The 11,602-nt window shown below is 72.5% G+C and carries 10 protein-coding genes and 1 pseudogene; 8 read left to right on the forward strand and 3 right to left on the reverse strand.

The genetic code is table 11. The annotated features are described in order from the left end of the window. Positions 1-45 precede the first annotated feature (45 nt). Positions 46-579 carry a TerD family protein gene (locus tag ACIHCX_RS05095; protein WP_400026703.1) on the reverse strand — a complete coding sequence of 178 codons (534 nt, stop codon included), beginning with the start codon at positions 577-579 and terminating at the stop codon, positions 46-48. Positions 580-734: 155 nt separating this feature from the next. On the opposite strand from ACIHCX_RS05095, the gene ACIHCX_RS05100 reads away from it, so the two are divergent. The 5 genes from ACIHCX_RS05100 to ACIHCX_RS05120 all read left to right on the forward strand — a co-directional run bounded on the left by ACIHCX_RS05100 (position 735) and on the right by ACIHCX_RS05120 (position 4,883). Further along, entirely contained in the window at positions 735-1,340 is a 606-nt protein-coding gene (locus ACIHCX_RS05100; RefSeq protein WP_400026705.1) for a YdbC family protein, read from the forward strand. Positions 1,341-1,455: 115 nt separating this feature from the next. Next, positions 1,456-2,124: a histidine phosphatase family protein gene (locus ACIHCX_RS05105; RefSeq protein WP_400026707.1), complete on the forward strand. Its 669-nt coding sequence runs from the start codon at positions 1,456-1,458 to the stop codon at positions 2,122-2,124. A gap of 3 nt (positions 2,125-2,127) precedes the next feature. Further along, positions 2,128-3,036: an ADP-ribosylglycohydrolase family protein gene (locus ACIHCX_RS05110; protein WP_400026708.1), complete on the forward strand. Its 909-nt coding sequence runs from the start codon at positions 2,128-2,130 to the stop codon at positions 3,034-3,036. A gap of 447 nt (positions 3,037-3,483) precedes the next feature. Beyond that, positions 3,484-4,185, forward strand: a complete 702-nt coding sequence (locus ACIHCX_RS05115; protein ID WP_400026709.1) for a ribonuclease HII — start codon at positions 3,484-3,486, stop codon at positions 4,183-4,185. A gap of 68 nt (positions 4,186-4,253) precedes the next feature. Continuing rightward, positions 4,254-4,883 carry a hypothetical protein gene (locus ACIHCX_RS05120; RefSeq protein WP_400026711.1) on the forward strand — a complete coding sequence of 210 codons (630 nt, stop codon included), beginning with the start codon at positions 4,254-4,256 and terminating at the stop codon, positions 4,881-4,883. Positions 4,884-5,110: 227 nt separating this feature from the next. Here the strand turns inward: ACIHCX_RS05120 and ACIHCX_RS05125 are convergent, their stop codons facing one another. Then, entirely contained in the window at positions 5,111-5,725 is a 615-nt protein-coding gene (locus tag ACIHCX_RS05125; protein WP_400026713.1) for a hypothetical protein, read from the reverse strand. A 261-nt stretch (positions 5,726-5,986) separates the two neighbouring features. Then, the gene (locus tag ACIHCX_RS05130; RefSeq protein WP_400026715.1) at positions 5,987-8,152 is read right to left on the reverse strand and encodes a RecQ family ATP-dependent DNA helicase; all 2,166 of its coding nucleotides are present in this window, start codon (positions 8,150-8,152) and stop codon (positions 5,987-5,989) included. 236 nt (positions 8,153-8,388) lie between these two features. Between ACIHCX_RS05130 and ACIHCX_RS05135 the strand changes: the two genes are divergently transcribed. From ACIHCX_RS05135 to ACIHCX_RS05145, 3 genes and pseudogenes are all read left to right on the forward strand, one after another. Continuing rightward, positions 8,389-10,023, forward strand: a complete 1,635-nt coding sequence (locus ACIHCX_RS05135; protein ID WP_400026717.1) for a DUF4192 domain-containing protein — start codon at positions 8,389-8,391, stop codon at positions 10,021-10,023. A 108-nt stretch (positions 10,024-10,131) separates the two neighbouring features. Next, a complete protein-coding gene (locus tag ACIHCX_RS05140; RefSeq protein WP_400026719.1) occupies positions 10,132-10,890 on the forward strand; it encodes an NUDIX domain-containing protein in 759 nt (252 codons plus the stop codon). Between the two features lie 262 nt (positions 10,891-11,152). Continuing rightward, positions 11,153-11,514: pseudogene (locus tag ACIHCX_RS05145) on the forward strand (ABC transporter ATP-binding protein); the annotation flags it as partial. Positions 11,515-11,602 lie beyond the last annotated feature (88 nt).

Consider the following 11,602-nt stretch of genomic DNA (forward strand, 5'->3'; position numbering starts at 1 on the left):
AAGTAAGGGGCGTCGGCCATTGGCCGCGCCCCTTACGCGTGTCGGCTACGACGGGCGCGCCCGGCCCATGTCGCGGAGGAAGGTCTCCGGGTCGTCCGCGAAGCCGTGGACGCCGGGGCGGAACTCCCAGGTGCCCGCCTCGTTCCGCGCGAACTCCGCGACGGTGGCAGCCGTCGCGGCGAGCACACCGCCGAAGTCGTCCTCGGCGAGGACGGTGTAGCCCTCGCGGACGCGCATTCCCGCAGCGAGTACGCCGGCGAAGGTGCGGCGCACCGGACGCTGCTGGATGACGACGCCGACCACCACGCGCGCGTAGCTGTCGTCGAGCCGGTCGAGTTCCAGCATCATGACCTCGTCCCATCCGAAGCCCTGGCCGTCCCTGCTGTCCCGGTTGAGAAAGATGGTGCCGTCCGGGGAGCGGCTGTCGAAGTGCACCACGTAGGCCGGATCACCCTGCGGATCGCCGGCCTGGTAGGTCGCGGCGACCAGATCCAGATCAGTGGGTGGCTGCCCGGCGGGACTGGGATCCCACTTGACCGCGACCTCGACCTTGCCGATCCCCTTGCTGAGTCCGCTCATCCGACTCCCCCTTGCTCGGCCCGTGCGCCCCTCTGCCTCAACTTCCCTTCCAAGGACGCCTGTTGTCCATCGTGCCACCCGCGCGGGGGCGCTTGCGCGGGCGCTGTCCCCACGGGAGTGACCGATGCCACGTCCCAGGGCCTTACGATGGCGCGGTGCTGGTCAAGTGGATTCGCTGCACCGTGGTGGACCGCCGGGGCTTCGAGCGGGGGCAGCGGAAGTGGGCGGGGCTTCTGGGGGAGCCGGGGTTTCGGGGACAGGGGGGCGGGTGGAGCCGGGCACGGCCGAGTGTCGCGCACATCTTCGCCTTCTGGGAGAGCCGTGCCTTCTACGACTCGTTCATGGCCCGCTCCCACGACCGGCTGGCGGCGGCACAGGCCGCCACCTTCAAGGACGCCCAGGTCCGGCTGTTCGACCACCGGTTCGACGTGAAGACGGGCTTCGAACCCCGCTTCTCTGACGCCGACCTGCTGCGGGTCGCCCTCTGCCGGGTCCACGAGGAGCGCGCCGAGCACTTCACGCTGATGCAGGAGAAGGTCTGGAACCCGGCGATGGCCGGCTCGCCCGGCATGGTGCGCGGCCTGTTCGGCGAGGCCCCAGGCAACGAGTTCCTTGTACTGTCCATGTGGCAGTCCTCCGCCGAGCACGGCAAGTACCGCACGGAGCGCGTGGAGCGCCTGGCGCTGCGCGCCCAGACGGAGGCCGACATAGCGTCGCTCACCGGTGACATCGTGGAACTCGAGAGCACCTGGACGGTCTGACGGCGGACGGGGGCCCGCGGGTCGGTGCGCCGCGCGCCGCGCGACCTGTGTGATCTGCGCCGTACGAGGCCCGCGCGAGTCCTCGATCGGCACCCACCCGATCTACTGTTCTGGCATGGCACGACCACGGCGCATCATCCTTGTCCGGCACGGCGAGTCCACGGGCAACGTCGATGACTCCGTTTACGAGCGCGAACCCGACCACGCGCTGGCGCTCACCGAGCGGGGCCGGCGACAGTCGGAGGAGACCGGCAAGGAACTGCGGGAACTGTTCGGACCCGAACGCGTGAGCGTCTACGTCTCCCCCTACCGGCGCACCCACGAGACCCTCCGCGCCTTCCAACTGGACCCCGACCTCATACGGGTGCGCGAGGAGCCGCGGCTGCGCGAGCAGGACTGGGGGAACTGGCAGGACCGCGACGACCTGCGCCTTCAGAAGAGCTACCGGGACGCCTACGGGCACTTCTTCTACCGCTTCGCCCAGGGCGAGTCCGGCGCCGACGTCTACGACCGGGTCGGCGGCTTCCTGGAGAGCCTCTTCCGCAGCTTCGAGGAGCCCGACCACCCGCCCAACGTGCTCCTGGTGACCCACGGTCTGGCGATGCGGCTCTTCTGCATGCGCTGGTTCCACTGGACCGTCGGCGAGTTCGAGAGCCTTTCGAACCCGGGGAACGCCGAGATGCGGATGCTCGTTCTCGGGGACGACGGCAAGTACACGCTCGACCGTCCGTTCGAGCGATGGCGTGAGCCGGAATGGTACGGGATCACTGGATGGAGCGGCTGAGCGATGACCTCTGACTCCTCTCCGGGCGTACGCCTGGAGCGCGCCCTGGCCAGCGCGCGCGGGCTCGCGGTGGGGGACGCGCTGGGCTCGCAGTTCTTCGCTCCGGTGAACCACCCGCTGCTCAGACGCCGCGAGCTGCCGTCCGGCCCGTGGCAGTGGACGGACGACACCGAGATGGCCTGCTCCGTCATCGCCGTCCTGGCCGCCCACCACCGGGTCGACCAGGACGCCCTGGCGCAGTCCTTCGCCCGGCGGCACGCACCGGAGCGCGGGTACGGCGCGGGGACGGCCGGGCTGCTGCGGCGGATCAGCGAGGGCGGCGACTGGCGCACACTGGCGCCCGCGCTGTTCAAGGGGCACGGGTCGTGGGGGAGCGGCGCCGCGATGCGCACGGCACCGCTCGGCGCCTGGTACGCGGACGACCCGGAGCAGGCCACCCACCAGGCCGAGATCTCCGCCTACCCCACCCACCAGCACCGTGAGGCCGTCGTGGGCGCCATGGCCGTGGCCGCGGCCGCCGCGCTGGCCGCCGCCCCCGGTGGCCCGCCGAACGCGGAGGCACTGCTCGGCGGCGTCATCGACCTCGTACCGGCCAGGAGCGCTGTGGGCGCCGGTCTGCGGCGCGCCCGCGACATGCTCGACTACGACGACGCGGCCACCGTCGCCGCGGTCCTCGGCTGCGGACGGCGCACGACGGCGCACGACACGGTGCCCTTCGCGCTCTGGTCGGCCGCCCGGTCTCCGGCCGACTTCGAGGACGCGTTCTGGACGACCGCCCGGGTCGGCGGTGATGTGGACACCACCTGCGCCATCGTGGGCGGCGTGCTCGCCTCGGGGAAGGCCGGGGCCCCGCCCGTCGAGTGGGTGCGGCGTACGGAGGCGCTGCCCGGCTGGGTGCCGTCGTCCCTGTGATCTGTGCTGCCCCTGTGATCTCCGCTTCGCGGGCCGTTGCCCGTGCAGGGGGCGAGTGGCCGGTGCGTCGCGGCCGCGCGCTTCGCACATGGATTCACGAATGCGACCTGAAGGGGGCGCATCGCTTCCAGGCCTGATCTCCGAGGGGCGGTTGAGTCGACGGGCAAGTTTCCTTGCGGACGTCTTCACCCCTGGAACACGGCCGGGAAAGTGAGGTCCGGGGCGGCGAACGGCCCTGTGCGCGAGGTCGTCCGGATCGTTGTGACGCGCCACGCCGGAATGTGCGCGAGCGAATAATCGGGCCGTATTCCCTAAGGGGTGACCGGCCGGACGGCGGTTCCGTCGTCGTCCCCGACCGGCCACTGACCGCCCGGGTGCGGGACGCCCCGGCTCATGAGGGAACCAGGGTGTCGCAGCAGGATCGGGGCAGCGTACGCTAAGGGCGCCATGCCGTACGAACCACCTACTCACACCGTCGAGCGCTCCCTCAGGGCCACGACCGGAGCGAAGGTCATTGCCGGTGTCGACGAGGTGGGGCGCGGCGCTTGGGCCGGACCCGTCACCGTCTGCGCGGCGGTCACCGGACTGCGCCGGCCGCCCGTGGGGCTCACCGACTCCAAACTGCTGACCGTCAAGCGACGCACCGAACTCGCCGCGGTACTGCAGGAGTGGGTGACCGCGTACGCTCTCGGGCACGCCGGCGTGGAGGAGATCGACGACCTGGGGATGACGGCGGCGCTGCGGCTCGCAGCCGTGCGCGCCCTGGAGGGGCTGCCCATCCCTCCCGACGCGGTCATCCTCGACGGGAAGCACGACTACCTCGGCGCCCCCTGGAGGGTCCGTACGGTCATCAAGGGCGACCAGTCGTGTGTGGCTGTCGCCGCGGCGTCGGTGATCGCCAAGGTTCACCGCGACAAAATGATGGCCGAACTGGGTGTCGAGCATGCAGACTTCGGCTTCGCGGCCAATGCCGGGTATCCGTCGCCCGTGCATAAGGCCGCGCTGGAGGAGCGGGGACCCACCCCGTACCACCGGATGTCGTGGGCGTATCTTGATGCGCTGCCCCGGTGGCGGCACCTCAAGAAGGTCCGCGTCCGGGCAGACGGAGGCGTTCCGGAGGTCGAGGGCCAGCTCGGCTTCGACTTCTGATCGTTCCCCTCGGCCCGATGTGCCACCCGCTCACGCGAGCCGCACCAACGTTTGATAAACATCAGCTCATGCCTCTCATTCCCGAGGAGCCTCAGATTCACGAGAGTGCCCAGGGTCCCCGCGCCACGCCGTCCGCCGGACGCACCGCGCCGACCCCTCGCCCCGTTCCCGGCCCCCGTCCCGCGGCCCCGCCGCGCCCCGGGCGCCCAGGTCCCGCACGGCCCGCGCCGCCGGCGCAGCGCGCGCCGCGGGAGTCGGCCCCGGCCAAGTCCGGGCCGTCCCGGCCGACCGCCCCTGCCGCCTCGGCGGCCCCGCAGATCCAGATGGTCCCGGCTTCCGCCGACGGCGCGCTCGACGCCGCCGAGGAAGCAGTCGACCTGCTCCTGGAGTCGGGCCGTGCCCCCGGCGACGTACTGGTGATCACCACCGGTGAGCCGCATCCGTGGGCCGCGCACGAACTGTCCTTCGGTGAGACGTCCTACTGGGCGCAGCACGACACGCGCGACGACGTGTTCTACGCGGACGCCGCCGTGGCCTCGCGTGCCGCGTCCCGCCCGGTGGTCGTGGTCGCCGTCAACGGCGGCACCCAGGCCGCCGCTGCCACGGCCCTGACGCTGGCGCACACCAAGGCCGGCGCGCTGCTGGTCGTCTGCGGCGACCCGCAGCAGATCAACTCGGTGCTGGGCGCGGCTGTCTGAGCCGCGGCCGGTCCGTCCGGCGGTCCTGAGCCCGCGTGGCTTCGAGCCTGTGCGGCTTCGAGGCCGTCCGGCGGTCCTGAGCTCTCCTCGGGTGGTCGTGAGCCCGCCGGGGGGCCGAGGGAAGGCGACGTCGTGTCCGCCGCGCCGTCCTGCCGGTGGCGGGGTCTTCGTCGTGCGCACTCCGCTTGGCCGTCCGGCATGGGCGGACGACCGGGGTGTGCCGTCCGTCAGCGGGCCGCCGCGCGGCGCAGCACCTCGGAGGCCGCGCCGCCGGTGCGCGGCAGCGGGGACGGGGCCTCGGCGGCACCGAAGGGCTCGGGTGCCGAGTGCGCGTGCGGCCGCCGGCCACCGCGGCCCTCGCCGAGAACCTGCCAGCCGTCCCGGGTCAGCGTGATGTACGCCCCGCAGCGCAGCCCGTGCAGCGTGCAGGCGTCACGCAGTCCCCACATCCACGCACCGTCCTCCTCGGTCCAACGCGCGTCCCCGTCACGGCAGTAGAGCAGTACGGCAGTGCGTACCGGGGTGCGGCGCCGCAGATCGTGCGGGATGATCTGGCGCAGTTGGGCCAGCAGCGCGTTGCGGAACATCCAGCCGTCGGCAGATGCCTGCCGACGCGCGAAGGAGGCGCTCGCCCGCAGCCGCTCGTCCGGGTCGAGGACCGCGACCACGGCGGTGGCCGGCCTGGGGTGGTGCCGGGCGTGCAGTCCGCTGACGACCTCCCGCGGATTGCGCAGCAGAGGGATGCCCGCGGCCGCCCACTCCGCGGGTTCGAGTACACGGTGGACGGAGGCGGCGGACGTCGACAGCGATGCCGCCGAGGACGGAGCGAATCCGAAGGTCACGTTCCTCCCTTCGGCTGTGCGCCCACACTGCGCGCGGGGTCGGATTCGGGGGAGCGCACACCGCAGGAGAGCCCTACCGGCCAACGGCTGAGCCGTGCGGGGAGCGGAGTTCAATTCTTCCTGTCGAACTTGGATGCGGCAACGAGCAATTGAGGGCACCGGCCGTTATCGGCTGACCCATGGCATATATCCCTACCCGGCGCTCCTCCCGCGACTCCCGGGACCGCCCGCGCCGTGCACAGGGGCCGCGGGCCTGCCCCGTCAGCCCTGCACTGCCAGGACCAGTGGCATCACCGCCTGCGTACCGGTCCTTCTGAGCAGGCGGGCGGCGACCGCGAGGGTCCAGCCGGTCTCGGTGAAGTCGTCCACGAGCAGCACCGGGCCCGGGTTGGCGGCCAGGGCGGAGACCAGAGCGGGCGGTGCGGTCAGCGCCCCGTCCAGGGCCTTCAGACGCTGGGCGCTGTTGCTCCGCGGCACCCGGCGCGCGTCGGGCGTGTACTCCACGCCGCCCAGCAGCGGCAGGCGGCCGACCTCCGCGATATGCGCGCCCAGGGAGTGGATCAGCCGGGGCCGGGTGCGAGAGGGCATGGTGACCACGCCGACCGGACGCGGCCCCGCGTCCGCCGCGCCAGGGGCCCAGCCGCCGGATCCCTTCGCCCAGTCGGCCAGCACGCCCACCACGGCCCGCGCCACGTCCTCCGGCAGGGGAGCGTCGGGTGTGCGGGGCGCGAGCATCGGCCGCAGCCGATTGCCCCAGCCGATGTCCGAAAGGCGTCCCAAAGCCCTTCCCTCAGCGGCCTGTTCACCGGCCGGGATGCGTCCTCTGAGATCGACGCCGACCGCCGGCAGACCCGTCGGCCACATACGGCGGGGCTGCACCTCCACACCGGCCCGGCCGAGGTCCACGCGCGCGGCGTCCAGCGCCCCGGTGGAGGTGTCCGCGGTGAACCGGGTGCCCGCGCAGTTGTCGCAACGGCCGCAGGGCCGGGCGCTGTCGTCGTCGAGCCGGCGTTGCAGGAACTTCATCCGGCAGTCCGTCGCCGCCGCGTACTCGCGCATCGCCTGCTGCTCGGCCTCCCGCTGCCGGGCCACCCACTCGTACCGCTGCGCGTCGTACGTCCACGGCCGGCCGGTCGCGATCCAGCCGCCCTTGACCCGCTTGACCGCTCCGTCCACGTCGAGCACCTTGAGCATCGCCTCCAGCCGGGAACGGCGCAGCTCGACCAGGGGCTCCAGGGCGGGCAGCGACAACGGCCCCTCCGTGCGGCCGAGCACGTCGAGGGTGCGGCGCACCAGATCCTCGGAGGGGAAGGCGAGCGACGCGAAGTACTCCCAGATCGCCTCGTCCTCCTTCCCGGGAAGCAGGAGCACCTCGGCGTGCTCCACGCCGCGGCCCGCGCGGCCCACCTGCTGGTAGTAGGCGATGGGGGAGGACGGTGACCCCAGGTGCACGACGAAGCCGAGGTCGGGCTTGTCGAAGCCCATGCCCAGCGCCGAGGTGGCGATCAGGGCCTTGACCTTGTTCGCGAGCAGGTCCTCCTCGGCCTGCTGCCGGTCGGCGTTCTCCGTCTTGCCCGTGTAGGACGCGACGGTGTGGCCGCGCTGCCGCAGGAACGCGGTGACCTCCTCGGCCGCGGCCACCGTGAGCGTGTACACGATTCCGGAACCCGGCAGGTCGTCGAGGTGGTCGGCGAGCCAGGCCATCCGGTGCGCGGCCTCCGGCAGCCTCAGCACGCTCAGGCTGAGGCTCTCCCGGTCCAACGGGCCGCGCAGCACCAGGGTGTCCGAGGCGTCGCCGGTCCCCAGCTGTTCCGCGACGTCCGCGGTCACGCGCGCGTTGGCGGTGGCGGTGGTGGCGAGGACGGGGACGCCGGGCGGGAGCTCGCCGAGCATGGTGCGCAACCGCCGGTAGTCCGGGCGGAAGTCGTGGCCCCAGTCGGAGATGCAGTGCGCCTCGTCCACCACGAGGAGTCCCGTCGCGGCGGCGAGCTTGGGCAGGACCTGGTCGCGGAAGTCCGGGTTGTTGAGCCGCTCCGGGCTGACCAGGAGGACGTCGACCGCCCCTTCGGCGATCTCGCTCTGGACGGTGTCCCACTCCTCGGTGTTCGCCGAGTTGATCGTCCGGGCGTGGATGCCGGCGCGGGCAGCGGCCTCGACCTGGTTGCGCATGAGGGCGAGGAGTGGGGAGACGATCACGGTGGGGCCGCTTCCGCGTGCCCGGAGCAGGGAGGTGGCCACGAAATAGACCGCGGACTTGCCCCAGCCGGTGCGCTGCACGACCAGGGCCCGGCGCCGGTCGGCGACCAGGGCCTCGATCGCCTTCCACTGGTCCTCGCGCAGTCGGGCCGTGCCCGTGCTGTCGGCGACCAGGCGGGCGAGGACCGTGTCGGCCGCCTTCCGGAGGTCGGCGTTGCTCGTGTGCTCCATGCGTTCCATACAACAGGACGGCAGTGACAACCGGGAAAAGCCGGGGCGGTCGGGAGCCCGGTGGCCAGGAAGCGGTGGCCAGGAAGCGGTGGCCAGGAAGCGGTGGCCAGGAATCGGCGGTCGGGATCCTGCGGTCGGCGGGCCGGAGCAGGCGCGAGGGATGCGGCTGACGTGTCCTCGTCCAGAGTTGTCCACAGGCTCAAGCGGACTTTTGCATTCCGCGAGATCGTCATCACATGACGAATCACAGCGAAACGACCGGATCCTTCGAAAACGGGGACATCGCGTACGACGGATCCGCCCCCGAACACCAGATCACCCTCCGTACCCCGGCCGAACTCGCCGACGCCCTGCCCTATCTGCTCGGGTACCGCCCCGAGGACAGCATCGTCCTGGTCGCGCTGAACGACCGGGGCGGGCGCGGCCGGTTCGGCGGCCGTGCCCGGCTCGGCATTCCCGCCAGCACGGACGACTGGCCCTTCGCCGCCCGTCAGCTGGCCCACGGCCTGATCGCGGGAAGCGAGCGCAGGGGTGCCAAGCCCGAGCAGATGGTGGCCTTCCTCTGCCAGGAGCCGGCAGCGGGCGAGTCGGGACGCGACGTCGTGCGGAGGCTGGAGCCGCTGGCCCAGAAACTGCGTACGGAATGCGGCCGTCTCGACGTCCCCGTGATCGAGGCGCTGTGCATCTCCGGCGGGCGCTTCTGGTCGTACTGCTGCCCGACCGAGGGATGTTGTCCCGGCGAAGGGCTGCCCATGGGACTGCCCGGCACCTCGGTGCTGGCCGCCGCGGCGGCGTACGCGGGCATCCAGGTCAGGGGCAGCCTGAAGGAGCTGCGGGCCAGGATGCTGCCCTGGGAGACCGCCGCGGCCCTGGAACAGGAGATCGCCCTGGACGCCGCGGGCCTGTCCCTGGTGCCCAGGATCCTCGACGAGGCCGAGCGCGCGTCGGTGGCCGAGGAGACCCTGATTCTCGCCGAGCGCGTCATGACCCGGTTCGCCGAGGCGCCCGTCCTGCCCGGTACCGTCCGTGCGGACCTCCGTGACGACCAACTGCTCGACCACGAGGAAGCGGCGTCACTGATCCTCGGCCTCCAGGACCGTACGACACGCGACCGCGCCGCGGCGTGGATGGAGGGGGACGAGGCCGAGCCGGCCCTGCGGCTGTGGCGGGCGCTCGCCCGCCGCTGTGTCGGCCCGTACGGAGAGCACGCCGCGGCGCCCCTGACCCTGGCCGGCTGGGTGGCCTGGTCGGCCGGGGACCAGCTGGAGGCCCGGGAGGCCCTGGCCATGGCTCTGGGCGCGGACCCCGACTACCTCTTCGCCCGGCTCCTGCACCAGGCCTGCAACGAGGGGCTGGACCCCGAGTCGGTCCGGCGCTGCCTGCGCACGGAGCGCCAAGGGCGCGCACGGTCGACGGTCCCGGACGCGGGTCCCGTCGCGAGAGCGGCCGAGGTCGACACCCCGCGGGGCGAGCCGGCCGTCGGGGACGACAGGGCAGCACGGGGCGACGTGGCAGTAGGGGGCGCCGCGGCAGCAAGGGGAGACGTGGCCGCTGAGGGCGATGAGGGCGATGAGGGCGCCGGGGACGACGGGGATGCCGCCGTGCCGCACGAGGCGAGCGGAACCGATGGCGGCGCCGTCCCGGCGGCGCCTGACCCGGCGTCCCGCCGTCGTCGCCGGACACGCGTGGGCGAAGCCGTGCCGGCCGGGTCGCGCCCCCGGACCTCACGGACCGACAGCGCGCGCCCGGGCCTCTCCAGGGCACCGGGGCGCCCGTGTACGCGCACCTCGGGACGGGGTGGAGCACGTCGCCGGGGTGCCGAGAGGCCGGGCACCGACCGGGGGAGCGGCGCCACCGAGAAGCGCCCGTGAACGAACGCCGGCGTGGCTCGCGGGGGAGCGGAGGACCGATGCGGATCAGCCATCGATGAGACCGGAGAAGGGAGTGTTTATCGTCAGGCAGACGACTATGATCGCGGCATGCCCTACGACCCGTCAGCCTTTCCGCCTTTCGCCGTCACCGTTGACCTGGTCGTGCTGACCGTGCGCCGCCACTCCCTGTGCGCGCTGGCGGTGCGCAGGGGCGAGCCGCCGTTCCAGGGCCGGTGGGCGCTTCCCGGAGGTTTCGTACGGGAGGACGAGGATCTGGCGCAGGCGGCGGCGCGGGAGCTGGCCGAGGAGACCGGACTGTGCGTGCACGACCCGGTCGCCCCGGTCCAGGACCACGGTGCGCATCTGGAGCAGCTCGCGACCTACGGCGACCCCAAGCGTGACCCGCGGATGAGGGTCGTCAGCGTCGCGCACCTCGCCCTGGCTCCCGACCTGCCCGCGCCTCGGGCGGGCGGTGATGCCGACCACGCCCGTTGGGCGCCCGTGGAGGAACTGCTGCAGCAGGGCGGCTACGGCCGTGACGGAGAGCCGGTGGCGCCGCTGGCCTTCGATCACGCCCAGATCCTCGCGGACGGAGTGGAGCGGGCCCGTTCGAAGATCGAGTACTCCTCGCTGGCGACCGCGTTCTGTCCGCCCGAGTTCACCGTCGGCGAACTGCGTCGGGTCTACGAAGGGGTGTGGGGCGTGGCTCTCGACCCGCGCAACTTCCACCGCAAGGTGACAGGCACCCCGGGCTTCCTCGTGCCGACGGGAGGGACGACCACCCGCCAGGGCGGCCGGCCGGCCCAGCTCTTCCGGGCCGGGGGAGCCACGCTGCTCAACCCGCCGATGCTACGCCCGGAGGTCTGACCCGCGTCCGTCTGTCGCCGACGTGCGTCGGCGTGTGTCGGCGCGTTCGCCCAGCGGATGACCGGGCCCGCCGAACCAATCCTGTTGCTGCGCGAGAGGAAGGAGCCGAGTAAGGAGCCGGCTAAGGAGCCGAGTAGGGCGGACAGTTGTCGAATGCGGGACCCGGCAGCCGGAAAGAGCGGACACGAGGCGCTACCTTGCTGCGGGTGATTCAGGCCTTCGGGCCGACCAGCGATTCCCGTAGGACATTCCGCGTGGCCACGGCAACTGCCCCGGCCGACTCGGACTGCTCGCCGCGAAGCCGGCCGTGGCCGCCACCGCGACCGCGACCGCGACCTCGACCTCGACCGCGCTGACGGTCGCCTTCCTCACGTTCGGCTGCGATGTCGAAGTGTTCTGTGCCGTCCATGGGCAGGAGCTCACTCGGGTCCCGGCGACTGGCTGTCGCTGGGCGTGAGTTGGATCGGCCTCGTGGCGGGATGCGCCCGGGCCGGGGTGCTGGCCGCAGGGGCGCTCCGGTCCACCACGGCGGGGCTCGCGGCCGTGCCCACCGTGGCGCAACTGATCGCCCAACCCGTGGGCGGCGCTCTGGCGTTGAAGCTCGCCGTGCCGTTGTGCGCGTAGCTGTTGACCGCGCTGCGGAGCCGGAGCCGATGACGGCCGTTCGCTCCCTTTCGGTCGGGCTCTGTACGCAACTTCCCAGGGAGAGCCC

The organism is Streptomyces sp. NPDC052043 (genome assembly GCF_044548235.1).
Taxonomy (GTDB): Bacteria; Actinomycetota; Actinomycetes; order Streptomycetales; family Streptomycetaceae; genus Streptomyces.

What these genes read in the sequence shown, in the direction of transcription:
- ACIHCX_RS05130 (WP_400026715.1), bottom strand. Translation starts at nt 8,152, where the DNA reads ATGGAGCACACGAGCAACGCCGACCTCCGGAAGGCGGCCGACACGGTC.
- ACIHCX_RS05095 (WP_400026703.1), bottom strand. Translation starts at nt 579, where the DNA reads ATGAGCGGACTCAGCAAGGGGATCGGCAAGGTCGAGGTCGCGGTCAAG.
- ACIHCX_RS05115 (WP_400026709.1), top strand. Translation starts at nt 3,484, where the DNA reads ATGCCGTACGAACCACCTACTCACACCGTCGAGCGCTCCCTCAGGGCC.
- ACIHCX_RS05105 (WP_400026707.1), top strand. Translation starts at nt 1,456, where the DNA reads ATGGCACGACCACGGCGCATCATCCTTGTCCGGCACGGCGAGTCCACG.
- ACIHCX_RS05110 (WP_400026708.1), top strand. Translation starts at nt 2,128, where the DNA reads ATGACCTCTGACTCCTCTCCGGGCGTACGCCTGGAGCGCGCCCTGGCC.
- ACIHCX_RS05135 (WP_400026717.1), top strand. Translation starts at nt 8,389, where the DNA reads ATGACGAATCACAGCGAAACGACCGGATCCTTCGAAAACGGGGACATC.
- ACIHCX_RS05120 (WP_400026711.1), top strand. Translation starts at nt 4,254, where the DNA reads ATGCCTCTCATTCCCGAGGAGCCTCAGATTCACGAGAGTGCCCAGGGT.
- ACIHCX_RS05140 (WP_400026719.1), top strand. Translation starts at nt 10,132, where the DNA reads ATGCCCTACGACCCGTCAGCCTTTCCGCCTTTCGCCGTCACCGTTGAC.